This is a genomic window from Streptomyces sp. NPDC029296, from assembly GCF_055569255.1.
In genome coordinates this window covers 63,078-88,164 of the sequence record NZ_JBVHXT010000019.1, presented here as the reverse complement: position 1 = coordinate 88,164, position 25,087 = coordinate 63,078, and the positions used below count along the sequence as shown (strand labels likewise).

The window sequence follows — 25,087 nt, the reverse complement described above, 5'->3', positions numbered from 1 at the left end:
GAGCGATCGGGAACGCGGCCGTCGCACGGATGATCGAGCGCGAGCGGAGCCGGGACGGTGCCGACCGTGACGCCGTGCAGGCGTTCGAGGGCGGCGAGGCGAGCCGGGAGGAGGCCGTGCGGGAGGCCGCGAGGACGGCCCGGCGCGGCGGTGGCCGACTGCCGGACGGTGTGCGCACGGCCATGGAGAACGCCTTCGGCACCAGGCTCGACCACATCAGGGTCGCGGTCGACGGGCAGGCCGCCGCGAGCATCGGCGCCAAGGCGTACACCGTCGGCGACCACATCGTCGTCCAGAGCGCGAGCGTCCTGCGCGACGTCGAGACGATGGCCCACGAGATCCACCACACCACCCAGCACGACGCCCCCGCCGGTCTCAGCGATCCCGGCGACAGATGGGAGCGCGAGGCGACCGACGTGGGAGCCAGGGTCGCCCGCGGCGAGAGCGTCCACCACCACGCCGCCGACGCCGACGCCGGGGAACAGCGGGACGGCGCCGTGCACCGCACCGCGATCCAGCGCCGCGTCGGCTTCGAGTTCGAGTCCCAGTGGCGTGTGCGCGATCACAACGACCTGACCCCGGAGGACGAGCGGAGACACCAGGACGAGGTCTCCGAGCGGGACGCCGTCATCGGAGTGCAGGTGCTGGCGCGCATGGCGGATCGGAATCAGAACAGCGATCTCCTGGACGAGACCGAACGGGGCATGACCAGCGAGGACTTGAGGAGGAGGTGGCTCACGGGCGAGCCCGGGCGGTACCAGGCCACCGATGAGGGCAGAGCACGGCTCGAGCGGGCGCGGCGGGAAGCCCCCGGCGCGTACGCGGCACACATGGCTTTCGCCACCCTGCCGCTGCTCCAGAACGGCCGGATCCGGGAGGCCCCCGTCCCCGGCCGTGACGTCCCCAAGATGGGCACCGTCGGCAGCGGCACCGGCTACCGGCTCACCTCGGACGTCAGCCCGACGGGCGGCTCGGCCCTGGAATGGGTGACCGATCCGCTCACCACGAAGGACGAACTGCTCCAGGTCATGAACGAGATCACCCAGGTGTCGAGCGCCCTGGACGCCCGGAAGGACCGGGAGTCCTTCCCGCTCCAGGAGGTCGATCTCGGCGGCTTCAAGGCGTCCCCCGGGATCATGGTGTTCCCGTTGAACGGCGTGCTCGTCTACACGCCGCAGATGACCGCCGGGTTCAAGCTGGACCAGCTGCCCCGGCTGGTCGAGTACCTCCAAGTGCCGGACAAGCGTCCCCTGTTCACCCTGCCCGGCGCCTTCGAGCGGCGCAAGGAGGCCAGGCGTGATCTGCACCAGGACAGCCTCGGCGAGGCCGACGGCGTCCGCCGGGCGGCCGAGGCGCGGGCCAGGGACCTCCCCGAGGAGGTCACCGGAGGCCTGCCCACGAGAGGGCTGGTCGGTCTGGCCACTGTGATCGGCAGCTATTTGAGGTACGGCGCGGGGCTGGGCGACCGGGCGAACTCGAAGTCGATCGCGGGCGGCCTGATGTCCCGCACCTCCTTCGCCCACAACTTCACGCTGCTGCCCCGTCCGATGCAGCTCTACTACCAGGCGCACCCGGCGGAGTTCGCCTCGTTCGTCCTCGAGGCGGCCGGTTACGACCCGGCCGACGAACAGGCCCTGGTGTACCCGAGGAGCGTCGAGCACGGGGACGCCGGTCACCGCGTCGAGCGGCGGATCCCGCTGACCCGCCACCAGTGGCTGAAGGGCATGCCGGCCGGCAAGGACCTGCTGCGGAATTACAGGCACCTGACCGAGGAGGAGAAGACCCAGGTCGACGGGAACGCGGAGGACTGGGAGCACATCCACGGCTCACTCGGCGCGCTGGGCACGGTGGACGACCGGGTGGGCAGGCCGGGCAGGGAGGAGGGCGCCCTGGTGGCCGAGCTGCGCCGGATGAAGGACGGTCTGCGCACCGCGGACCTCACTCCCCTCACCCTCGCCGCCTTCGGCCTCGTCGAGCGCCTGAACGAGGGCAGGTCCCTCACGTACAAGAAGAGGAAGCGGTAGCGCCCGCGCGGGCGACCACCGCGCTGTGTCCGCACGGTCGGGCTGTGTGCGGCACGGGCTCCCGGGCGCGGTGCGCGCCCGGGGGCCCGTGGCGCCGGGGAAGGGGGAGGAGCCGGTGAATCCGTTCCGGGTACTGGCCGCGGTGGCGGCCGCGTGGGAGCGGCTGGGGCCGTATCTGACGCGTCTTGAAGCAGAGCCCGGGGCGCGGTTGGCGTCGGCCCTGGAGGGGCTGCGCGCGGCGGGCGGTGAAGGCGAGCGCCGCGGCCACGCCGAGGCCGCCGCACGACTGGTCCTCGGCTGCCTGCCGCCGGAGGAGGCCGGCAGGCTGGGTGCCGGTGACGGCGCCCGGTACTCCCCCAGCGCGCGGGACGTCGCCGTCCACGGATTCCGCGCCGCCGACCTCGCCGTGCTCCTGGTCGACGGCAGCCCCATGGTGGGTCCCGTGCTCGGTGCGGTCCGTGAGCGCCTGCTCGCGCATCCGGTGCTGGACGACGCGGACGTCCGCCGCCGGGGCGGTGATCCGACGGCGCCGGACCTGATCCGGCTGCCCGGGACCGGGGGGCGGGCGGTGCTGCCGCGTTTCCAGTTCCGCGAGGACGCACTGCCGTGGCGGGTGGTGCTGGAGGTGAACGCGCTGCTGGACGCGGGCCGGGATCCGTGGGGAGCGGCCGACTGGTGGCTGTCGGCCAACGCCTGGCTGCGCACCGAGCCGGCCGCGCTGCTGGGAGCGGCCCGGGACGGGGAACTGGTGGCCGCGGCGCGGTCGTTGCTGGACGGGGAGTGACGGTGCCGAACGTACCCCCGCCCACCGCGCTGCCCGGCACGCCCACGAAGGTGACGCTCCCCGAGGGCACCCCGCTGTTCCGGGTGCACGCTTCGGCCCTCGCCGGCACCGCGTTCAACCCCGTCCCGGCCGACCGGCTCTACGGCGGCGGGCGCTTCGACGCGACGGAGGACCGTCCCTACACCTATCTGTACGCGGGGCTCGCGCCCGCGGCGGCGGTCTGCGAGTCGCTGCTGCGATCGGTGCCGTTCACCGCGGACGGCGGGCCCCGGCTGCTGCCGCGCACCGGCATCGCCCGCAAACGCTGCGCGTTCCTGAGGCTGGCCGCCGACGTCACGGTGGTGTCGCTGATGTCGGGCGCCGACCTCGCGGCGGTGGGGCAGGACTCCTGGCTGGTGCAGGCCGAGGCCGCGGAGTATCCGTGGACGCGGAACTGGGGGCACTGGATCCGCGACCGGACCGAGCCGTGGGCGCAGGGCTTCGTCTGGCCGTCCAAGCGCGAGCCCGCCGACCGGGTCGTGATCCTGTTCGGCGACCGGTGCGCGACGGACACGGTGACCGAGTCCGAGCCGGCCGTCGACTTCGGCACTCCCGGCGGCGAGGACTGGCTGAACTCCGTCCTCGCGCCGTACCACGCACGCCTCGCGCCCTGAACCCGCGGCCGACGGACGAACTCCGGCGCCGTACCGGTCAGTCGTCGTCCGGGATGATCGTGCGCAGCGGGATCGTACGCGTCGTCCACTGGCCCGGCGCCTGCGGGCGGGCCTCTCCGAGGTCGCGCAGGCCCTGACCGGGCGGCGTGAGCCGCAGGACGGTGTCGGGCCGGTGGGCACCGCGATCGCCGGAGCTGTCGGGGTCCCAGGGCGGCAGATGGAAGGGAGCGGTGTTCAACTCGCCTTCGGCGACGATGAGTTTGAGCCAGTCCCGGACCTCTGCTCCGGGGCGGGCCCGGCGCGCGGGCACCGACAGCGCCACCGGCCGGTCGTTCAGCGCGAAGCCGGTACGGCCGGGCCCGATGAAGTGGCCCGGATACAGGTCCGTGTGGGCGGCATGGCTGTCGGTGAGATTCATCAGGACGCACCACAGGGTTCGCGTCGCCGAACGGTTGTGGAGGCGGATGGACAGCCAGGGTTCCTGCGGGCGGCCGGCCGGCGAGTGCCCGTAGCGGCAGACGACCTCCCCGCCGCCGTCCGGGAGGACGGGTCCCGGCCGGTCGGAGCTCCAGGGCCCGTCGTAGGTCCAGGGGAGGATCTCGACGCGGACCAGGTCCTTCAGTGGTGACGACGGGTTGTCCAGGGTGAACAGCTGGTGCCAGCGCGTGAGATGGTGCAGGCAGTCGGCGACGCGGCGGGCGTCCTCCTGCCCGCCGAGCGGCAGCGGCGGTACGGCCGCCGAGCCGTCGCGCCGCAGGACGCCGGCCTCCGGGCCGGTGTCCCGCCTCGCGGACACGACGACGCGCAGCAGGTGGCCCGGGGCCGAGGCCGGGTCGTCGGTCAGCCGGAGCAGCGGTGCCGGCCCGCCTCCGGGGCCCGCCGATCCGATGACGTCCCGGAGCAGTGCGGCCGCCTCGCGGGCCGCGCCGGAACCGTCCGGTGTCTCGACGCGGACGCGGGTGGGCGGCACGGCGAGCGCCGACAGCGCCACCGGATGGGCCCGCCGGCGGTCGGGCTCCGGGCCGACGGGTTCCACCTCGGCACGGTCGGCGTGGACGGTCCGGACGCGTACGACGCGTGGTGCGGCTCCGGGTGCGGTGACGGTGAACTCGGTGCCGTCGGGGTCGTCCCCGGACAGCCCGTGCGCCCGGCCGCAGTCGACCTCCCAGCCGTGCGGCCCGTGCCGCAGCAGGTGCGGATCGCGGGCACGGGTCACCGTTCCGCCGAGGAAGGGCTGGTCGGCGGGGCCTCCGGGGGTGGGCGGGAACAGGACCGGGTGCTGGTCGGCGCGCTCGGTCTGGACCGCGCAGTGGGCGGCGGCCAGCACATCGCGGTAGGTCGCGCCCGGTCCGGCCGCCCGCAGCGCCGCCAGCACGGCGTGGGTGAACACTCCGTAGGGGACGCCGTCGAAGTCCCTTTCGTAGGAGAGCTGGTCGAGCCGGCCGGCGGCGAGGAGCACATGACTGCCCGGGGGTGTGCCGGTGCCCCCGGTCAGCCCTCGTGCGGCGGGGGGCGCGTCCCACCAGGCGGCGGGCGGGGCGTAGCGCGCGGTCAGTCCCGCCGGGGCGGGCGCACGGGTGGCGCCGCCGGAGAAGCAGCAGTCGAGGACGGCCGCCACGTGCGCGCCCCGCGCGGCGACCGTGTCCAGCAGCCCGCCCAGCTCTTTGTCGACGAGCGGCCGGCCGCCCTCGCGCGGGCTGTCGGCGCAGACCAGCGCCTGGTAGCGGCCGGTGGCCTCGGTGCGCCGGTGCAGGGGCAGGACGGCCTCGTAGTCGGTGCCGTGCCCGGAGAACCAGAAGAGCGCCGTGTCACCGGGGCCGGCGGCCCCGAGGTGGTCGCGGAGGGCGCCGACCACGCCGTCGGTGGTGGCCTCGGCGTTCCGCAGGAAGCGGGGCTCGAACGGTCCCCGCGCCAGGGTGCCGAGCAGACCGGCCGCCGCTTCCACGTCGTTGACGGCGCCCCTCAGCCCCCGCTGGGGAGCGGGATAGTCGTCGATCCCCACGAACAGCGCGTACACGGTTGCCATGACAGAAGCCTCCCAGTCAGCGACCCGCGCGCTCGGCCGCGACCGGGTCGTGTGCGCGGTGAGTTGTGGGTGCCGCCCTTTCCGATCGCCTCTTCCTCACTGGCCGAGGTGGGTGAAGCCCGCCCACCCCCGCAGGTCGTCGGGGTCCACGGAGCCGACCCGGCGGGCCAGTTCGGGCGGCATGGACGAGGGAGGCCGCCGGTCGGGGTCGAGCATCCACAACTGGGCGAGCCGCAGCGCCACGGCCGGGCGCACGCCCTCCGCGTTCAGGTAGTGGTGCACCATGAACATCAGGTACGACGTGGCCGCGTCCGGCACCGGCCACAGCGAGCCCAGCACCGATCTGGCCCCCTCCACGAGGAACGCCGTGGACAGCGTGAACGCCTCGTCGTAGCCGCGCCCCGAGACATGCGTGGTGCAGGCGGCCAGCGACACCAGCCCCAGCCGGCCGGGCCGGTCCCGGTGCTGGGCACGTTCGGTGAGCTGTTCGGCGGCGAGGGTACCGCCCGCGAGGTGCAGCCGCGCGGTGCCGGCCGCCGCGTCCATGGGTACGTCGGCGTGACAGGCCAGGTGCAGTACCCCGCCCGGGGACAGGCCGCGCAGGCGCAGCCAGCCGAGCACCTCCGCCGGAGTGCCGGTGCCGCTCGGCGTGCCCGACTCGTGCCGGCCCAGGTACGGCGCGGTGCCGTAGAACGCGGCGTGCAGGGCGGCGGCCTCGCGGCCCGCGTGGGGCAGGTCCCCGGTCGGGTTGCCGACGACCAGGCCCGGTGCGTCACGGGGAACCGGCTCACGGGCGACGACCTCGCAGAACAGCCGGGCCGAGGCGGCGTACGAGACGACGGCGTCCTGGACGGCGTACCGGTACCGGCCGCCCGGCGCACGTCTGCGGGCCGCGTGCCAGGGCACGGCGGCGAGGTGCCCCATCGGGACCAGCACGACCTTGGGGGGCCAAGTGGCGCCCTGGGCGCGCAGGTGCGCGAGGAGCGGCTCCAGCACGGCCCGCGACGCCCAGTCGCACAGGTCCTCCAGCGTGCGGCGCCCGATGTCCCGGCCGTGGGCGGACGGTGGCGGCACGCCGTCGGCGGGCCCCATGTCCCGGTCGCCGGGGATCGGGCCCGGGCCGAGGTAGGAGGTGAGCGCGGGGGCGTCCGCCGTCAGTCCTCCGAGGCGCACCAGGCTGGTGCGGCCGTCGGCGTGGACGGTGACGGCCGAGCCGCCCGGGCCGGGTGCCGTCCCCTCGCCGGGCACCAGGTACACCATCGCGTCCGCACCGGTACGGCGCAGTGCCGCGGCGATGTCGCGGAGGGAGGGCGGGGTGAGGAGGTCGCCGGGGCGGGTCCGCGGTCCCGGCATACCGGCACCGTGGGCCGACGTGCCGGGCAGGGGACCGCCGGTGCCGGACAGGAGGTCGTCGGCGTCGGACAGGAGGTCGTCGGTGCCGACCAGGACCCGGAGCGCCCGGTACCGCAGGTCGCCGGAGATGTCCTCGGCCGGGGCGCGGTCGTCCGCACCGGCCGCCCCGCGCCACTCGGCGGCGAGGTCGGGGCGGCCCGCGGCCGTCAGCCGTTCCGGGACCGTGCCGGCCGCCGAGGCCGCGTGCAGGACGAGTCCGCGGCCGGAGTCCAGGGCCCGCACCGCTTGTTCCGGGCAGCCGTCGGCGATGCACCAGCGCGCCACCGTCAGGGCGTCTTGGGCGCAGAGGGAGAGGGTCTCGGTCGTGTACTGCGCACGGGACTGCAGCAGGACCTGCCAGGCGTGGCCGCGCAGGGCCCGCAGCCCGGCCGCGCGGCTGCGGGCGAAGTAGGCGGCCGGGTCACCGCGTCCGGCCAGGCCGGCCGTGCGGAGGGCGTCGGCGAGTTGCATGCCTGCCATCGCCCATCCGAAGTGGCCCGGATGGGCCAGGAGCCGCATGGCCTGCTCGGACCAGCGGACGGCTTCGTCCAGGTCGGTCCCGTCGCGGCCCACACGGTACCTGCGCAGCCGGAACAGGGCCAGGGCCTGGGCGAACCGGAACCGGTTCCCGCCGCCGGCGGTGGGATGGGGCGGCGCGAGGGCTTCCTCCAGCAGAGTGATGGCGTCGTCGAGCCGGCCGTCCTCCCGGCCTTCCAGGACGCGCAGGCCGAGGGCGAGACCGGTCAGGCCCCGGGCCTCGGCGCGGTCCGCCGCCGGCAGCGGCACCGCTTCGTACCGGAGCCGGTCGACGTCCATGGCCTCGGGGTCCTCGGGCGGCGGCTCGGCTCCGGGGGCGATGAAGCGCCGGGCGGTGGTCAGCGCGTCGAGCATGGCGGTCGCCCTGGGCCGCATGGCGTCGTCCGCGGGGAGCCTGTCACGGGCGTCGGCGAGGTCGGCCGCCGCCGCGGCCAGCCCGGCGGCATCGTTCACGGCGAGCGCCTGGCGGGCCCTGACCAGGGCGAGCTGCACCGCCGCGCACACGCGCGTGTAAGCCGTCACCGACGGGTCGGCGCGCAGGACGGCCAATGCGGCGGCGGCCTCGGCGAGGGCGTCCTGCGTGCCCCGCACAAGCGCCCGGAAAGAGAGCGCGTTGACGCGCCAGACCTCCCGGCTGCCGCGCAACACGGCATCCTCCGCCGCGGCGTCCGTCATGGCGAGGGCCGTGTCGAAGTGTTCCAGCGCGACCTCGACCCGGTCCAGGTCGTGGGATTGACCGGCCTCGTTCATCGCCGCCTGGCCGGCCACCATGTGCAGGCTCGCCCGCACGGGGTCGTCCACGGGCAGGACGTCCATGGCCGCGCGGATCCGCTCCCGCACCTCCTCGGCGGCGGGCCGGATGCCCAACTCGCCGAGGAAGGGCGCGAAGAAGGCCATCAGCATCAAGGGCAGGCGGCGCAGCGCGGGGGCCGCGGCGGCGTGCTCGCAACGCTCGATCACCCTCTGCAGGTCCTCGCCCCCGGACATGACACCCGTCAGCCCCAGCGACGGGGGCTCCTCGGTCCCGTCTTCGCCGGCCTCCTGCCCGCTCGTGCCCGGCTCGGCGATGGCCCGTTGCAGGGCACTCGCCGCCTGCCGCCCCGCGTGGACGACGGGATCGCCGGGCACGTCCGGCAGGTGTCCGGCGCGCACCCGCATCTCTCTGACGTAGCCGCGGGTGGCTTCCACGAAGTGCCGCAGCCGGGGCGGACACACGGCGAGGGCGTCGGTGTACGCGTCCTCCGTGGCGCGCAGCGCCTCCGCGTCGAGCGTGGTGAGCCCGACCAGTTGCCATCCGCCGGCCAGGCTCATCAGGGCGATCCAGCGGTCGGGGGCGTCCACGGGCCACCGCTCGGCCACCTGCCGCAGCACGGCGAGCGCCCGTGACGCGTCCTCGGACCGCGTCTGCTCCCCGGCCCGTTCGCACAGCAGCACGCCGTACTTCCTCAGCAGCGGCACCGGGAGTTCCGCCAGCGCGGGACTGTCGAGCGGCAGCCGGTCCAGTTGCGCCAGGGCCTGCGCGGCGTCGGCCCGGTCTCGGTGTTCACGAGCGTCCGGCAGCCGCAGGAGCAGGATCCGGGCGAGCTGGACGCGGGCGATCGGGAACCAGCCGTCCTCGCACTCGGTGGACTCCTCCCCGTCCTCGACGGCCCGCCGGATCTCGGCGAGCGCCCGGTCCAGGTCGGCGTCGGCGCCGGTCAGGTCGTAGCGGGAGGCGTACTGCTGGCCGTAGTGGAAGCGGAAGAAGGCCGGCTGGCCCATGGGGTCGGGCACACCGTCGAGCGCCTCGCCGAGTTCCGCGATCGCCGCGTCCAGGTCGGCCGGGTCGTTCACCAAGAAATAGCGCAGTTCGTAGGCGACGCCCAGCCGGGCCCGGACCTGGCGGGTCATCTCCTCTCCCGGGGCGAGGACGGCCGCGGCGGCCTCCAGTTGCCGGACGGGCTCCACCAGGAGTCCGGCCTGCCGCTGCGGGGCCGCCTCCGGGTCGAAGGCCGCCTCGTAGCGGTACCAGAGCAGTTGACCGAGGATGCCGCGCCACTGGGGTGCGTCGAGGTGGCCGGGGTCGTCGCCGAGCGCCTGCTCGACGGCGGCGATCGCGGCGTCGAGGTCGCGGGGGTCGCCCTGGCGTGTCTCCAGCTCCGCGAGCCACAGGGCCATCGTCACCCGCGTCGCCGGGGCATCGGGGTCGCCGCCCGGAGGCTGTCCGGCCAGCTCCGCGCGCGCCTGGTCGACCCATTCCCTCAGTTCCTCGTCCGACACGCCACCGAGGTCCCCGTCCGCCCGCTCCCGCTCGGCACTGCCGTCCCGCATCCCCGCACTCCGTCCCGGAGCGGCTTCGCCCCCGCAGACCAGTGAATCCCAACTTCCCGCGTTCCGCAGGTTGTCGGCGGGGCGTCCTCCGGGTGGATTCCGGTACCGCACCCGTCCGCTCGGCCGGTCCGCCCGACAGGCGCCGCCTCTCCCGATTTCCCGCGTCGCGTGCCGGTTCGCGGGCCGCTGTCCGCCTTCTGCCGTACCCGTCGGCTCTCTTGACGTCTGGTCCGGCACCGCCGCGGCTTCGCCGGGACGCGGCCCGTGATGGACGACGTGGCCAGACTCGCGGGTGTCTCCCGGCAGACCGTCTCCCGCACTCTCGACGACCATCCGGCCGTCCGCCCCGCCACCCGCGAGGCCGCCCGCTCCGCGGGTGCGCACCCTCGGCCGCCGGCCCGGCCGCAGTGCCCGCTCCCCGGCGGGCGGACGCACCCGCATGCTCGGCGTCCTCTCCCTCGACGCCGCCCGCTTCGGCCCCGCGTCCCTTCTCACCGCCATCCGCGACGGAGCCGAGGAGGCAACCCGCGTCCTGTGCCGCCGAGTTGCGAAGAGCGCGGACGGTGTCATCGCGATCGCCCCGCGGGAACAGGTCGGCAAGGCGCCGGCACAGGCCGGGAGCGAGAGGCCGCTGGTCGTCGTCCTGGAGAACGACCTCGGCAACGGCACGTCCCGGGTGACCGCCGACTCGTGCAGCGGTGCCCGCCTCGCCACCGAGCACCTGCCGCGCCCCGGCCACCGTACGGTCCGGCACATCGCGGGGCCGGCCGGACGCCCGCCGGCCGCCGCGTGGACAGCCGGCAGCAGGCCCTGCGCGGCGCCGGGGCCCCGATCACCGAGCCGCTCTTCGGCGACCGGAGCGCCGGCTCCGGCTACGCGTTCGGCCGCACGCTCGCCGAGGACCCGGACGACACCGCCGTGCTCGTCTCCGACAATCAGATGGCCCTGGCCGCGCTGCGCGCCTTCCACGAGGCCGGGCGGCGCGTCCCGGACGACGTCAGCGTGGTCGCTTGCGACGACATCCCCGAGGCCGCGCACACGCTCCCCCGCCGACCACGGTTCGTACCGACTCCCCCGACGCCGGCCACCGGCCCCTGCGCCTCCTCCTCGACCGCGTCGACGGCGGCACCGTCTCCCCCGTCTCCCCGTGCCCGTCGAACTCGTCGTCAGGCGCAGCACGGCTCCGGTGGGCGCGCCCGGCCACGGTCGCCGGGACCGGCAGGGGCGCGACGCGCCGACCCCGCCCGCGCGCTTCTCAGTGGGTGACCGCCTCGACGGTGGCCAGGTCCTCGCCGGTCAGTTCCGCGACGCGGTGCGCCGGCACACCGGCGGCCAGGGCGCGGGCGAGCAGGGCGTCGCGGCCGTCGGTGCAGGAGCGGTAGCCCAGCAGTTCCTCCTCCAGCCGCGCCAGGTCCGGCGGGGCGCTGTGGTGGCGCAGCCGGCTCAGTTCCTCCTCGCCGAGCGGCACGGGCAGCCGCTCGGCGTCCCCGGGGATGGCCGCCGTCTCCTCCGGCGCCACCAGCCGCACGTCGGGGGAGGTCTCGGTGACCCCCTGGGCCTCGAACCAGGCCCGTACCGCGGGTGTCTCCAGACAGGCCAGATCACCGACGGCCGCGAGCGGCACGCCGGGCGCGGCCGTCGAATCGGGCTGCAGCACGAGATAGGCGTCGTCGGTCATCATCTGCTCCTTGCTTCGGAAACTTGTCGGCCCGGCACCTCGTGTACCCGCGTTCGGCGCATGATCATCCTCACGCGGACCTGTTCTGACGTTCGAACGTGGTCCAGTCCGCCGCCGCGTGCCCTGTACTGCGCGAGGGCGCCCCGGCTCGCCAAATTGGTCTAGTCCCTTTTTGGTCCAGACCATTGACCCGCCCCGGTGGGGGCGCTATCCCAGTAGTCGGCAACACCCTCCCCGCTCGGAAACTTGGGCCACCCCCTCCACACACCAGGACTGACATGAGACTCGTGCGTTCCTTCCGCGCGGCCCTCACCGCGGCCGCCACCACGGCGGCCGCGGTGGGCCTCGCCCTCACGGGAACCGGCACCGCCGAAGCCGCGACACCCTTGCCGAACCACGTTTTCGCCCCCTACTTCGAGGCCTGGACCGGCGACAGCCCCGCCGCCCTGTCCGCCCAGTCGGGCGCCAAGCACCTGACGATGGCGTTCCTCCAGACGGCCACCAAGGGCTCCTGTACGCCGTACTGGAACGGCGACACGAGCATGCCGATCGCCGCCTCCACCTTCGGCGCCGACATCAAGACGATCCAGGCGGCCGGCGGTGACGTCATCCCCTCGTTCGGGGGATACACGGCCGACACCACCGGCACCGAGATCGCCGACAGCTGCACCGACGTCCAGCAGATCGCCGCCGCGTACGAGAAGGTCATCACCACCTACGACGTGTCGCGGCTCGACATGGACATCGAGGTGGACTCCCTCGACAACGCCGCCGGCATCGACCGCCGCAACAAGGCCATCAAGCTGGTCCAGGACTGGGCGGCGGCCAACGGGCGCAAGGTGGAGATCTCCTACACCCTGCCGACCACCACGCACGGCCCCGCGGAGAACGGCGAGGCCCTGCTGCGCAACGCCGTGAAGAACGGCACCCGGGTCGACGTCGTGAACCTCATGACGTTCGACTACTACGACAACCAGCCGCACGACATGGCGAAGGACACCCAGACCGCCGCCCAGGGCCTGTACGACCTGCTCGCCCAGCTGTACCCGAACAAGACCCCGGCCCAGTTGTGGAACATGGTCGGCGTCACCGAGATGCCGGGCGTCGACGACTTCGGCAAGGCGGAGACCTTCACCCTGGCCAACGCCCGGACCGTGTACGACTGGGCGGTCGCCAAGGGCATCAACACCCTGTCGTTCTGGGCGTTGCAGCGGGACAACGGCGGCTGCCCGGGCGGGGGAGCCGCGGACAACTGCTCGGGCATCGAGCAGAACACCTGGGACTTCACGCGCATCTTCGCGCCGTTCACCGGCGGCGGTCCCACCAACCCGGCCAACGACTTCTCGGTGGCGCTCAGCCCGGCCTCCGGGTCCGTGACGGCCGGCCAGACCGCGACGGCCACGGTGAAGACGGCCGTGACGAAGGGCGAGGCCCAGGACGTGAAGCTGAGCGTCAGCGGGGCCCCGGCGGGTGTCACCGCCTCCCTCAGCCCGTCGTCGGTCACCGCGGGCGGCTCCTCCACGCTCACCCTGGCCACCACCTCGGCCGCGGCATCGGGCACGTACACGGTCACCGTGACCGGCGCGGGCGCCTCGGGCAGCCACTCGGCGTCGTACTCCCTGACCGTCACCGGCGGCTCCGGCAGCCAGTGCACGGCCGCCCCGTGGGCCAAGGACGCGGTGTACACCGGCGGCCAGCAGGTCTCGTACAAGGGTCACACCTGGAAGGCCAAGTGGTGGACGACGGGCGAGGAGCCCGGCACCACCGGCCAGTGGGGCGTCTGGCAGGACCTCGGCGCCTGCTGAACCGCGCCACCACCGTCCGGGCACGCCCGGACGGCACGTGAACGGCAGGCCTGATGCGCCGGGATCACCTACGGGGTGGTCCCGGCGCGGGGCGCCGGACGCGCGTCCGGGTCGCCCGTCAGGCCGGCCAGTTCGTCGACCAGGGGCTGGACCCGGTAGGGGATGACGGCACTCAGGGCGATGACCGTCGTACTGCGGCGCACGCCCGGGACCTCGAGGACCTGGTCGATCACCTGTTGCACGTGCTGGTTGCTCGTGCCCGCGATGCGGCACCAGATGTCTCCGGGGCCGGTCACGATGCGGGCCTCCAGGATCTGCGGGACGGCCCGCAGACGCGCGGTGATGGCCGCGCGGGCCGACTGCTCCACCTCGAACGTGGTGAACGCCTCGACCACATGACCGAGTGCGGCGACGTCCACGTCCGGTCCATAGCCGGTCACCACACCCGCACCGGTCAGCCGGTCGAGCCGGGCCTGCAACGTGCCGCGGGCGACGCCGAGTTGGCGGGCGATCTCCAGCAGGCCCTCACGCGGGCGCTCCCGGAGCAGGCGCAGCATCCGGCCGTCGAGCGGATCGAGTCCCTGTCGTGCCACCGTACCTGCCGATCTGTCACCCGGGAGACACCCTCACGCCTCGTTCTTTGCCAGATTAGCAACGCGATGAAGCATCTGTTGCCTATTCGACTGCCGATGTCCCACGCTGTGGGCTCCCCGTCCACGAGGAGCAGTCGTGAGGCAGCACACCCACCCGTTCGTCCCCTACCGGCCCGAACGGTACGGCGAAGCCGAGACGGTCCGGCGGGGGAAGGACTTCGTGTCGTTCCTCGACCGCCGGCGCAGCGTGCGTTTCTTCAGCGACGAGCCGGTCCCGCGCGCGTGCGTCGACCTCGCCATCGCCGCGGCGAACACCGCCCCCTCCGGGGCCCACTACCAGCCCTGGAAGTTCGCCGTGATCGGCGACGCCGAGACCAAGCACCGCATCCGGGTCGCCGCCGAGGAGGAGGAACGGGTCAACTACGAGGGCGGACGGCTCCCGCCCGAGTGGCGGGCCGCGCTCGCGCCCCTCGAGACGAGCGCGGACAAGGACTACCTCGACGTCGTGCCGTGGATCGTGGTCTGCTTCGCCGAGAAGAGCACCGCGATGCCGGACGGTTCACTGCGCAAGAACTACTACGTGAACGAGAGCGTGGGCATCGCGTGCGGCTTCTTCATCGCCGCGTTGCACGCGATGGGACTGAGCACCCTGACGCACACGCCCAATCCGATGGGCTTCCTCACCGAGATCTGCGAACGCCCCGGCAACGAACGGCCCTACATCCTCTTCCCCATCGGCTACGCCGCACCCGACTGCGAGGTCCCGGACCTGACCCGCAAGTCGCTGGAGGAGGCGACCGTAGAGGGCCCGCGCCCGCGCTGAGCCGGCGCCGTGCCGAACGACGCTCCTCCGAGGGAAAGTTCACCCTGTCCGAACCCTTGACCGAGCCCGGTCCGCGGCTATGGTCTAGACCTAACGAGCGAAAGGTCCAGACCAAATCCGGCCTCCGCTCACGGCGCACGGCGCAGGCGCGTCCGGCGGACCGCGCCTGCCGCACGGCCGGTACAGCCGGCGTGACCGGCACGGCCGACATGACCGGCTCCCCCAGGCGACGGTATCGACACACACATCGAAGGAAGTGGCACGGCATGAACACGAAAAGACGAGCGGCTCTCACGATCGGCGCACTGGTCGCTCCGGTGCTCGCCGTCAGCCTCCCGGCGAGCACGGCCAGCGCCCACGGCTGGGTGACGCTGCCCACGAGCCGGCAGCAGCAGTGCGCCGAGGGCGTCGTCGCCTGCGGTCAGATCAAGTACGAACCGCAGAGCGTCGAAGGACCGAAGGGCCTGCGCAGCTGTAGCGGCGGGCACGCCGAGTACGCCGAACTCGACGACGACAGCAAGGGCTGGAAGGCCACCGCGGTCGGCACCACGGCGACGTTCACCTGGCACAACACCGCCCGCCACGCCACCACCAACTGGCAGTACTTCATCGGCGGCCAGAAGATCGCCGAGTTCGACGGCCGCAACCAGCAGCCGGCCGCGGACGTCAGCCAGCAGGTGAACTTCGGCGGCTTCACCGGTCGTCAGAAGGTGCTGGCCGTCTGGAACATCGCGGACACCGCCAACGCCTTCTACTCCTGCGTCGACGTCAACATCGGCGGCAGCGGCGACGGCGGCAGCGGCGGTGGCAACGGCGGCGGCGACACCTGCGCGGTGCCGGCCTGGGACGCCACGCGCGTCTACAACGGCGGCGACACCGTCTCCTATGGCGGCCACACCTGGCGCGCCAAGTGGTGGGTGTCCGGTGACAAGCCCGGCACCACCGGGCAGTGGGGCGTCTGGGAAGACCTCGGGGCCTGCTAGACCGTGCTCCCGGCGTGCCGGCGCGCTCCCCTCGGGGGCCCGCCGGCACGCCCCGGCCGGACGAACCAGGGCGGCCGGCCACCCGTGCGGCCCGTTTGCGGCATGCGCGGCTGGGGACCCAGCGACTCATGAGAACAACACCACCTCGCCGGATGCGGTGGGACACGGTTCCGCGGCTCCTGGACGGTCTCGAACGGCAGCCGCGCGGCGACGCGGTGATCGGCGTGCTCAGCCGGGGCGTGCGGGCCCTGCCGCTGCGCGGTGGCCGGGATCTGCTGCACGGCAGGTGGCTGGGCCACCCGGTGCATCCGCTGCTGGTGCAGGTGCCGGTCGGCAGCTGGCTGTCGGCCGCGGTGCTGGACCTGTGTCCGGGCCGCGCACGGGAGGCGGGCTCGCTGATCGCCGTGGGACTGACCGCCGCCGCCCCGGCCGCGCTGGCCGGAGCCGTCGACTGGGCGGAACTGCACCCCCGCCAGCAGCGCGTCGGCCTGGTGCACGCGCTGGCCAACACGGCGGCCGTCGGACTGTACGCCGCCTCGCTCGTCTGCCGCGTCAAGGGCCGCACGATGGCCGGCCGCGGCCTCGGCTTCCTGGGGCTGACGGCCGTGGCGACCGGGGGTCTGCTGGGCGGCCACCTCGCCTACCGGCAGGCCGCGGGCGCGAACCACGCGGAGGAGGTCCCGCAGGTCGTCTCGGAGGGCTGGCACCGGATCGGGCCCGTGGCCGAGTTCCCGGCCGGCCGGACGGCACGGCGCAGCGTGGACGATGTCCCGGTCCTGGTCGTCCGTGAGGCGGACGGGACCTTCCACGCGCTGGCCGACCGCTGCAGCCATCTCGCGGGGCCGCTGTCCGAGGGCACCGTCGCCGACGGGTGCGTCCGGTGCCCCTGGCACGGCAGCGTCTTCCGGCTCGCGGACGGCTGGAACGTACGCGGCCCGGCCACTTCTCCCCAGCCCGTCTTCGACACGCGCGTCCTCGACGGCCACCTCGAGGTGCGCCTGCGGGAACCGGGCCGGACGGAGAACGGCCCGGAGGAGCCGGGGGCGGCGCAGGACGGCACGGCCGAGTGAGCCTCCGGTGCCGGGCGGGCCGGCCGCCGGCAACCGGTGACCACGTCACTGCGCCGCGGTGACGTCGGCACCCCTGCCCGGCCCACCCGCCTTCTCGCCCCCGGCCCGTCAACGGGGCGATCCGCCCTCCTGGCGGCGACCGGCCCTCGACCCCCGACAAGCCGCGCGGCGGACGGCGGCGAGCGCGGGGCCGGGCGTGAAACCCCGGGCGTCGTGCTCGTAGATGTCGAAGCCCGCGCTCTCCTCTAAGCCGGCCGGCAGCGCGGAGCGCACGGTGAGCACGGCGAACGCCCGCCAGGAACGGCCGGGCCCCTCGGCGCACAGGTCGAAGACGAGCGGTCCGGCGGCCAGCGCCCGCGCCAGGCTCGCCGGGACCCCCTGCACCGGGGCGTGCCCGCGGCACCGGGGAAAGGCGGCCAGGGCACCGGAACGGCCGCCCACCCGGTAGGGCAGCAGGCTGGAGTACGGCCCGCCCAGCGCGTCGGCGCGGGGCAACGGCAGGTGCCGGGCCACGCGTTCCCGACCGCTGCTCGTCAGCAGCAGGTCGAGGGCCCGGCCGGGACCGTCGGCCCGGTCCACCCGTACGGCCGGCCCCAAGGCGTCGGGCAGGCGCCGGGGCAGCCCGGCCGCCCGCGACAGCCGTACGGTCGCGGCGAACCGGCCCGGTCCGTCGAGCCACGGCACGCCCCAGCGGTACCCCTCAGCATGGCCGCCGAGTACCCCGGGCCGGCTCCCCCACGAGTGACACCGCTCACCCCCGTCGATCCGATTCGCGGCGGATTGAGGGCATTTTCATTTCGGCAACATGAACGCCGCAACATTCTTGCAATCCTAAGTGATCGAACGTATCAACCTTCGATTCCACTCCCTTGCAGGCGTAACGATCTTCGGATCTAATGTCCGATATCCGGAGAGGCAACACCGCCTCCCGGAATGATCCAGGTCGGGAGTACGGCGGCATGGCAGCGGTATCGGTGGCACAGGTGTTCCGGCGCGATCGGGTCGGGATCGTCTCGCTCGCCGTCGTCGGGTTGTTCATGGTCCTCGCCGTCACCGCACCCCTGATCACCGCCCTCTACGGCAACAACCCCACCGAGCACTACGGTCAGAACGAGACCGGCCTGCTGAGTCCGGAGGGCCTGCCCGTCCTGCCCAACGGCGGCATCTCCGCCGAGCACTGGTTCGGTGTCGAGCCCGGACTCGGCCGTGACGTCCTCGCCCAGCTCCTCTACGGCATCCGCACCTCTTTGCTGATCGCCTTCGCCTCGACGGCCGTCGTCGCCGTCATCGGCGTGGTGGTCGGTGTGACCGTGGGCTACCTCAGCGGCCTCGTCGACCGGGCGTTCACCTTCGTCTGCAACGTCCTGCTCGCCTTCCCGGCCCTGCTGCTCCTGCTCACGCTCGGCCCGGTCGTCCAGACCCGCTTCGTGGGGCCCGACGAGAGCGAACCCGCCTGGATGCAGTTCACCGTCCTCATCCTCGTCTTCTCCGCCTTCGGCTGGGTGCCGCTCGCCATGGTGCTGCGCACGGTCGTACGGTCCCTGCGCGAGCGCGAGTTCGTGGAGGCGGCCCGGGCCCTCGGCGCGAGCCGGCGGCACATCGTCTTCCGGGAGCTGCTGCCGAACGTGTGGGCGCCGGTGTTGGTGCACATCACCCTCACCGTGCCCGCGCTCGTCACCACCGAAGCCGCCCTGTCCTTCCTGGGCGTCGGCATCAACGAACCCATCCCCGACTGGGGCCGCATGATCTCCCGGGGCTCCGAGGTCTTCTACGACGACCCCACCTACATGGTCTTCCCCGGCGCCTCCCTTCTCGTCTTCGTCCTCGCCTTCAACCTCCTCGGCGACGCCGTGCGGGACGCCCTCGACCCGCACACGGTCCGCTGAGCCCTCGCGCACCCACCCATCCTCACCCACCCCCACCCGGCATTCCCCGCACCACACAACGGAGTTCGTCATGCCCGCAGTCACCCCGCGCACCGCAGCCGTCCCGGCTCTCGCCACCGCCGCCGCCCTGCTGCTGTGCTCCTGCTTCGCGGGCGCGGGCACGGACCGGGACGGGAACAGCACCGCGGCCGGGAGCGGCCGGCGGCTGACCGCCACTCTCGGCACCGCCAAGGACAGCCAGGGTCCCGCCCCGGCGATCCCCGGCGCCCGCGAGGGCGGCACCCTCACCATCGCCAACCCGGTCGACTACAGCCACCTCGACCCGCAGAAGATCTACGCCGGCGAGGGGTACAGCACCTCGCTTCTGTGGGGCAGGCAGCTGACGCAGTATCAGGTCGTCGACGGCAGGCCCAGACTGGTCGGCGACCTCGCCACCGACACCGGCACCTCCTCCGACGGCGGCCGGACCTGGACGTACCATCTGAAGGACGGCATCGCCTGGGAGGACGGCGAGCCCGTCACCTCGCGGCAGGTCGAGTACGGCATCGAGCGCACCTTCGCCCCCGGCTTCGAGGCCGGCCCCACCTACTGGCCCGAGTGGCTCACCGGCTCCAAGGACCGCACCGAGGCGGTGGAGAAGTACGGCGGACCCAAGAAGGACGGCGACCTGAAGGCCATCGAGACGCCCGACGACAAGACCATCGTCCTCCACTTCCCCGAGCCGCAGTCCGACGTGCCGTACATGGCCGCCCAGTCCTCCTCCTCGCCGGTCCGCGAGGACAAGGACACGGGCACCGGCTACGACGTGAAACCCTTCGCCACCGGGCCGTACCGCATCGTCGAGCACAAGCAGAACAAGAGCCTCACCCTGGAGCGCAACCCGCACTGGAAGCCGGCCACCGACCCGATCCGGCACGCCTACCCGGACCGCTTCGAGTTCACCTTCGGCAAGGCGAACCTCAACACCGCACAGGAGGTGTTCAACGGCCAGGGCGCGGGCCCGGCCACCCTGACCACCAAGGGCACGCTGCCGCCGGAGCTGATCTCCACGGTCGAACGCGACCCCGCCAAGCGGAAGCTGGTCGTCTCCGGCAGCCAGGGCGCCTTCACCACGGACCTGTACATCAAGAACGACCGTGTCGCCGACCCCGAGGTCCGCAAGGCCATCCACTACGTCTTCCCCCGCCGGCAGGCCCGCCAGGTCCTCGGCGGCCGGCACGCCGGCGACTTCGCGACCACACTGTCCTCCCCGGCCGTCGTCGGCTGGAAGAAGTACGACCTCTACCCCGTCGCCCCCACCGGTGACATCGCCAAGGCCAGACAGCACCTGGCCCGGGCGAAGACGAAGGTGACCAAGCTGACGTACGCCTACGCCGTCGACAGCGCCCAGGACGACCAGGTCGCGCGGGTCCTCGCCGACGCCTTCGCCAAGATCGGCGTCGAGCTGGTGGTGAAGGGCCTCCAGCCCGCCGCGTTCCACGACCAGGTGTTCCGCAACGACGCCCCGTACGACCTGTGGCTGTCGAGCAACTCCGTCGACTGGCCCACCCCGTCGACCCTGCTCCCCGACAGCTTCGAGAGTCACCTCGACCCGCTGTCCAACTCCGTCCGCTACGCCAACCCGCGGGTGGACGAGGAGCTGGCCCGCATCGAAAGGATCGGTGACGCGCGGAAGAAGGCAGCGGAACTCATCGACCTGGAGCAGACCGTCATGAAGGACGTCCCCGTGGTGCCCTTCCTCTACAACAGCGTCTCCCAGTTCCGCGGCAAGGACGTCGGAGGGGCCGCCATCCACCCGCTCTACGGCGCCACGGCCGCGGCCGACCTGTACGTCAGGAACGGCTGACCCCCGCGATCATGACCCGATACCTCCTCAGAAGGGCCGTGCAGGCCGTGGCGGTGCTGCTCGCGATCACCGCCCTGGCCTTCGCGCTCTTCTACGCCGCCCCGTCCGACCCGGCCCTGATCGCCTGCGGCCCCAAGTGCGACACCGCGCAGGTCGAGGCCGTCCGCGCGAGCATGGGGCTGGACCAGCCGATCGTCTCGCAGTTCCTCGACTACATCGGCGGGATCGTGACCGGCCGCACCATCGCGGACGTCGACGGCTCCCCGATCCCCTGCCCCGCCCCCTGCCTCGGCTACTCGTACACCCTCCACCAGCCCGTCCTCGCCGCCATCGGGGACCGCCTGCCGGTGACCGTCTCCCTCGCGGCCGGCGCCCTCGCCGTGATCCTCGTCCTCGGCGTCGGCTCGGGCCTGGCGGCGGCACTGCGCCGGGGCAGGGCGACGGACCGGCTGCTGTCCGGCTTCAACCTGCTGGGCGCGAGCGTCCAGATCTACTTCCTCGGCTACGTGCTCCAGTTCCTGCTCGTCTACTCCACGGGCCTGTTCCCGCTCCCCCGCTACGTCCCCCTCGCCGCCCACCCCGGCCAGTGGGCGCTGGGGCTGCTCCTGCCGTGGCTGGTGCTCGGCTTCGTCAACGCGGCCGTCTTCGCCCGCCTCACCCGCTCGCAGCTGCTGGAGACCATGCACCACGGGTATGTGCGCACGGCCCGCGCGAAGGGCCTGGGCACCCTGCGCGCCCACCTGAAGTACACCGCGCGCGGAGCGGCCGGCCCGCTGGTGCAGCTGCTCGGCCTGGAGGCCGGGGCGCTGTTCGGCGGGGCGTTCATCACGGAGACCGTGTTCGGCCTCGGCGGCGTCGGCAAGCTGGCCGTCGACGCGGTCAACGGCAACGACCTGCCCACGGTCGTCGGCACCGTGCTCCTGGCCGCGTTCTTCGTCGTCGTGTTCGTGGCCGTCGCCGATGCGGTGGTGGCCTGGCTGGATCCCCGAGTGAGGCTCGCATGAGCAGGCATTTCGCCCTGTCCGTCCGCGATGTGGCGGTCACCTTCGGCACGGCGCGCGGCCCGGTGCCGGCGGTCCGGGACGTCTCCTTCGACGTGGCCCCGGGCGAGGTGCTGGGGCTCGTCGGGGAGTCGGGCTCGGGCAAGTCCACGATCGGTCTCGCGGCCCTGGGCCTCCACGACCCGGCGCGCACCCGGGTCGAGGGGAGCATCCGGCTGGGCGACGACGGGCCGGAGCTGGTGGGCGCGCCGGAGAAGACGCTGCAGCGGATCCGGGGCGCCAGGGTCGCGATGGTCTTCCAGGACGCCCTGGACGCGCTGTCGCCGTACCACACCGTCGGCGCGCAGATCGCCGAGGCGTACCGCGTCCACCACCCGGAGGCGGGCCGCAAGGCGGCGCGGGAGCGGGCGGCGGCGATGCTGGAACGCGTGGGCATCCCGGCCGCCCGCGCCTTCGACCACCCCCACCACCTCTCGGGCGGCATGCGCCAACGGGTGGTCATCGCCATGGCGTTGGTCAACGACCCGGACGTGCTGATCGCCGACGAACCGACCACCGCGCTGGACGCCGGGGTCCAGCGCCAGGTCCTCGACCTGATCACCGGCCTCCAGGCGGAGACCGGTACGGCCATGCTGCTGATCACCCACGACGTGGGCGTGGTGGCGGCGACCTGCCACCGCATGCTGGTCCTGCGCGACGGCGAGGCCCTGGAGGAGGGTCCGACGACGCACCTGCTGACCTCCGCCGCCCACCCCTACACCCGGGCGCTGGTCCGGGCGGCCCCCACCCTGCGCACCCCGCCCGGCAGCCGCCTGCCCACGGTCGAGGACCCGGAACCCGAGCCCCGCACGCGGGTCCGCGTCCGTACCGCCCCCACTCGCGGCGTCCTGGCCGAACTGCGCGATCTCCGCGTGGACTACCCGGGCCGTCGCCGCGCCCGCCCGCACACCGCGGTGAACGGCGTGAGCCTGCGCGTGGCCCGTGGCGAGACCCTGGGCCTGGTCGGCGAGTCCGGTTCGGGCAAGTCCACGATCGCGCGGGTCCTGGCCGGTCTGCGCCGCCCCACGAGCGGGGAGGTCCGCTTCGACGGCCGGGACATCTCCGGCGCGGCGACGGACGCGCGGCTGCGCCGGGAGCTGAGCCGGGACGTCCAGCTGGTCTTCCAGGACCCGTACGCCTCGCTGAACCCGCGCCGAACGGTGGAGCAGATCGTCACGACCCCCCTGCGCGTGCACACGGACCTGGACGCGGCGCAGCGGCGGAAGAGGGCGGCGGAGCTGCTGGAACAGGTGGGCCTGTCCGCGTCGCATCTCTCCCGCCACCCGCACGAGTTCTCCGGCGGCCAGCGCCAACGCGTGGGCATCGCCCGGGCGCTGGCCGTCCGGCCGCGCATGGTCATCGCGGACGAACCGGTCTCCGCGCTGGACGTGTCCGTCCAGGCACAGGTCCTGAACCTCCTCATGGACCTGCGCGAGGACCTGGACCTGTCGCTGCTGTTCATCTCCCACGACCTGGCGGTGGTACGGCACTTCTGCGACCGGATCGCGGTCCTGAAGGACGGCGAGCTGGTCGAGACGGGACCGCGCGACACGGTCTTCGACACACCGAGCGCCCCCTACACGAGGGAACTGCTGGCCTCGGTCCTGTGAGCGCGTCCCGCCATCCGATCCTCGAGGAAGTGACAAGACCTTTGACGAACACGCCGACCGGGCCCGGGGCCGTCCCCGGCCTCCCGGAGAAGCCGGTGCGGAAGAAGGGCGGCTGGTCACGGACGCCGCCCTGGCCGTCGCAGCCGTCGCGGTGGCCGCGACGCTGCTGATCACCCACCTCACGGGAGGCGCGTCGGGCGCCGGCCCGTCGCATCGCCCGTGCGCTGGACCCCGAGACCACCCGGGACGTCCTGCGCCTGCTGCGACGCGTCAACGCGGAACTGGGCGTGACGGTCGTCGTCACCCACGAGTGGATGGTCGCCGCGACGATGCTCGTGGGCGGCTTCCTCGGACTGCTGCTGGGCATCGCGCTGTACACGACCGGCCGCGGTGGTCCGCTGGAGAACAAACTCGTCCACACGGCCGTGAACCTCGTGGTCGATGTGGTCAGGCCGATCCCGTTCATCGTCTTCGTCACCGCCCTGGGCCCGCTGACGCTGAGCGTGGTGGGTGCCACCATCGGCACCGGTGCCGCGACCTTCGCCCTGATCGTCGCCGCCGCCTTCGGGGTCTCCCGCATCGTGGAGAGAACCTGGTCACCGTCGACCCCGGGGTGATCGAGGCGGCCCGTTCCATGGGCGCGGGCCCCCTGCGGATCATCACCACGCTGCTCATCCCCGAAGCGCTGGGTCCGCTGATCCTCGGCTCCACCTTCGTCTTCGCAGTTCCCCGGCGACCGGCTCGCGCGCATGGCGCTGCGGCAGTGAGGGCGCCCCCCGGACCCGCCCGTCACGGCCCCGTACGCCCGGCGGCGGTGTGCGCGGGCGCACGGCGGGGGAGGTTTTGTGCGGTGGGGCCGGAGTGGGTTAGCCTGCGGCGTATTTTCTCATCACGCAATTCCGTGAAGTGCGGAAATGCACAGCATTGGGGGCCCTTGCGGGCCGCCGGGGTGTTCGGGTCCTCGCCGCCGGGGACCCCTGGGGAGCGGGGCGAGGTTGCGCATGACCAGCGACAAGTCCGAGACCGTCGACGCCGCGCCGGGCGACCAGGAGCTGCGACAGCTTCTGGCGGGCCTGACCGCCGTGCGCGACGGCGACTTCGGCACGCGCCTTCCAGAGGACGCCCACGGTCTCATGGGCGACATCGCGACCGTGTTCAACGGCATGGTCGATCAGTTGTCCGTGTTCACCTCCGAGGTCACCCGGGTGGCCCGGGAGGTGGGCACCGAGGGGACGCTCGGCGGGCAGGCGGAGGTGCCCGGGGTCTCCGGGACCTGGGCCGACCTGACCGACTCGGTCAACGCCATGGCCGGGAATCTGACCACCCAGGTCCGTGACATCGCCCAGGTGGCCACGGCGGTGGCCAAGGGCGACCTCTCGCAGAAGATCGACGTGCCCGCGCGCGGCGAGATCCTCCAGCTGAAGAACACCGTCAACACGATGGTGGACCAGCTCTCCGCCTTCGCCGACGAGGTCACCCGCGTCGCCCGCGAGGTCGGCACCGAAGGGCGCCTCGGCGGCCAGGCGAAGGTGCCGGGGGTCGCCGGCGTGTGGCGGGACCTGACCGACTCCGTCAACTTCATGGCGGGCAACCTCACCAGCCAGGTCCGCAACGTCGCCCAGGTGACGACGGCGGTGGCCAAGGGCGACCTCTCACAGAAGATCACCGTCGACGCCCGCGGCGAGATCCTGGAACTCAAGAACACCATCAACACGATGGTCGACCAGCTCTCCGCCTTCGCCGACGAGGTCACCCGCGTCGCCCGCGAAGTCGGCACCGAAGGACGCCTCGGCGGCCAGGCCGACGTCAAGGGCGTCAAGGGCACGTGGCGGGACCTGACCGACTCCGTCAACTTCATGGCGGGCAACCTCACCAGCCAGGTCCGCAACGTCGCCCAGGTGGCGACGGCGGTGGCCAAGGGCGACCTCTCGCAGAAGATCACCGTCGACGCCCGCGGCGAGATCCTGGAACTCAAGAACACCATCAACACGATGGTCGACCAGCTCTCCGCCTTCGCCGACGAGGTC

Annotated in this window: 19 protein-coding genes and 1 pseudogene; 15 read left to right on the top strand and 5 right to left on the bottom strand. The window is 73.3% G+C overall.

The annotated features are described in order from the left end of the window. The first annotated feature begins 29 nt into the window (after nt 1-29). The 3 genes from ACZ4W9_RS18580 (at nt 30) to ACZ4W9_RS18570 (ending at nt 3,461) form a co-directional block, all read left to right on the top strand. On the top strand, nt 30-2,024 hold the full coding sequence (locus tag ACZ4W9_RS18580) for an eCIS core domain-containing protein (protein WP_467936933.1): 1,995 nt from the start codon (nt 30-32) through the stop codon (nt 2,022-2,024). A gap of 115 nt (nt 2,025-2,139) precedes the next feature. Continuing rightward, complete coding sequence (locus ACZ4W9_RS18575) at nt 2,140-2,808, top strand: hypothetical protein (protein ID WP_467936931.1); 669 nt, start codon at nt 2,140-2,142, stop codon at nt 2,806-2,808. A 2-nt stretch (nt 2,809-2,810) separates the two neighbouring features. Then, nucleotides 2,811-3,461: an RES family NAD+ phosphorylase gene (locus ACZ4W9_RS18570; protein WP_467936929.1), complete on the top strand. Its 651-nt coding sequence runs from the start codon at nt 2,811-2,813 to the stop codon at nt 3,459-3,461. Between the two features lie 37 nt (nt 3,462-3,498). Here the strand turns inward: ACZ4W9_RS18570 and ACZ4W9_RS18565 are convergent, their stop codons facing one another. Both ACZ4W9_RS18565 and ACZ4W9_RS18560 read right to left on the bottom strand, forming a co-directional pair. Beyond that, complete coding sequence (locus tag ACZ4W9_RS18565) at nt 3,499-5,487, bottom strand: caspase family protein (protein WP_467936927.1); 1,989 nt, start codon at nt 5,485-5,487, stop codon at nt 3,499-3,501. Nucleotides 5,488-5,583: 96 nt separating this feature from the next. Then, nucleotides 5,584-9,726, bottom strand: coding sequence for a CHAT domain-containing protein (locus ACZ4W9_RS18560; RefSeq protein ID WP_467936925.1), 4,143 nt, complete (start codon nt 9,724-9,726; stop codon nt 5,584-5,586). A 267-nt stretch (nt 9,727-9,993) separates the two neighbouring features. On the opposite strand from ACZ4W9_RS18560, the pseudogene ACZ4W9_RS18555 reads away from it, so the two are divergent. Then, a pseudogene (locus ACZ4W9_RS18555) lies at nt 9,994-10,044 on the top strand (LacI family DNA-binding transcriptional regulator); the annotation flags it as partial. 471 nt (nt 10,045-10,515) lie between these two features. After that, nucleotides 10,516-10,992 carry a substrate-binding domain-containing protein gene (locus tag ACZ4W9_RS18550; protein ID WP_467937030.1) on the top strand — a complete coding sequence of 159 codons (477 nt, stop codon included), beginning with the start codon at nt 10,516-10,518 and terminating at the stop codon, nt 10,990-10,992. Here the strand turns inward: ACZ4W9_RS18550 and ACZ4W9_RS18545 are convergent. Then, nucleotides 10,982-11,404 (bottom strand): DUF6003 family protein, encoded by a 423-nt coding sequence (locus ACZ4W9_RS18545; protein WP_467937029.1) that lies wholly within the window; start codon nt 11,402-11,404, stop codon nt 10,982-10,984. The genes ACZ4W9_RS18550 and ACZ4W9_RS18545 overlap by 11 nt on opposite strands. Before the next feature lie 278 nt (nt 11,405-11,682). Between ACZ4W9_RS18545 and ACZ4W9_RS18540 the strand changes: the two genes are divergently transcribed. Next, complete coding sequence (locus ACZ4W9_RS18540) at nt 11,683-13,209, top strand: glycosyl hydrolase family 18 protein (RefSeq protein WP_467936923.1); 1,527 nt, start codon at nt 11,683-11,685, stop codon at nt 13,207-13,209. Between the two features lie 68 nt (nt 13,210-13,277). Here the strand turns inward: ACZ4W9_RS18540 and ACZ4W9_RS18535 are convergent, their stop codons facing one another. Continuing rightward, a complete protein-coding gene (locus ACZ4W9_RS18535; protein WP_467936921.1) occupies nt 13,278-13,802 on the bottom strand; it encodes an Lrp/AsnC family transcriptional regulator in 525 nt (174 codons plus the stop codon). A 136-nt stretch (nt 13,803-13,938) separates the two neighbouring features. Between ACZ4W9_RS18535 and ACZ4W9_RS18530 the strand changes: the two genes are divergently transcribed. From ACZ4W9_RS18530 to ACZ4W9_RS18520, 3 genes are all read left to right on the top strand, one after another. Further along, nucleotides 13,939-14,625 (top strand): nitroreductase family protein, encoded by a 687-nt coding sequence (locus tag ACZ4W9_RS18530; protein ID WP_467936919.1) that lies wholly within the window; start codon nt 13,939-13,941, stop codon nt 14,623-14,625. A gap of 266 nt (nt 14,626-14,891) precedes the next feature. Then, nucleotides 14,892-15,608, top strand: coding sequence for a lytic polysaccharide monooxygenase (locus tag ACZ4W9_RS18525; protein ID WP_467936917.1), 717 nt, complete (start codon nt 14,892-14,894; stop codon nt 15,606-15,608). Between the two features lie 128 nt (nt 15,609-15,736). Next, entirely contained in the window at nt 15,737-16,678 is a 942-nt protein-coding gene (locus ACZ4W9_RS18520; protein WP_467936915.1) for a Rieske (2Fe-2S) protein, read from the top strand. A gap of 108 nt (nt 16,679-16,786) precedes the next feature. Here the strand turns inward: ACZ4W9_RS18520 and ACZ4W9_RS18515 are convergent, their stop codons facing one another. After that, nucleotides 16,787-17,362 (bottom strand): phosphodiesterase, encoded by a 576-nt coding sequence (locus ACZ4W9_RS18515; RefSeq protein WP_467936913.1) that lies wholly within the window; start codon nt 17,360-17,362, stop codon nt 16,787-16,789. A gap of 275 nt (nt 17,363-17,637) precedes the next feature. Between ACZ4W9_RS18515 and ACZ4W9_RS18510 the strand changes: the two genes are divergently transcribed. The 6 genes from ACZ4W9_RS18510 to ACZ4W9_RS18485 form a co-directional block, all read left to right on the top strand. After that, complete coding sequence (locus tag ACZ4W9_RS18510; protein ID WP_467936911.1) at nt 17,638-18,564, top strand: ABC transporter permease; 927 nt, start codon at nt 17,638-17,640, stop codon at nt 18,562-18,564. 70 nt (nt 18,565-18,634) lie between these two features. Next, a complete protein-coding gene (locus ACZ4W9_RS18505; protein ID WP_467936909.1) occupies nt 18,635-20,410 on the top strand; it encodes an ABC transporter substrate-binding protein in 1,776 nt (591 codons plus the stop codon). Nucleotides 20,411-20,421: 11 nt separating this feature from the next. Next, nucleotides 20,422-21,414: an ABC transporter permease gene (locus ACZ4W9_RS18500; RefSeq protein WP_467936907.1), complete on the top strand. Its 993-nt coding sequence runs from the start codon at nt 20,422-20,424 to the stop codon at nt 21,412-21,414. After that, complete coding sequence (locus tag ACZ4W9_RS18495) at nt 21,411-23,060, top strand: dipeptide ABC transporter ATP-binding protein (RefSeq protein WP_467936905.1); 1,650 nt, start codon at nt 21,411-21,413, stop codon at nt 23,058-23,060. The genes ACZ4W9_RS18500 and ACZ4W9_RS18495 overlap by 4 nt, the downstream gene beginning before the upstream one ends. 287 nt (nt 23,061-23,347) lie before the next feature. Beyond that, nucleotides 23,348-23,677, top strand: a complete 330-nt coding sequence (locus tag ACZ4W9_RS18490) for a hypothetical protein (protein WP_467936903.1) — start codon at nt 23,348-23,350, stop codon at nt 23,675-23,677. Nucleotides 23,678-24,061: 384 nt separating this feature from the next. Then, a partial coding sequence (locus ACZ4W9_RS18485; protein WP_467936901.1) for a HAMP domain-containing protein occupies nt 24,062-25,087 on the top strand: 1,026 nt, incomplete at its 3' end.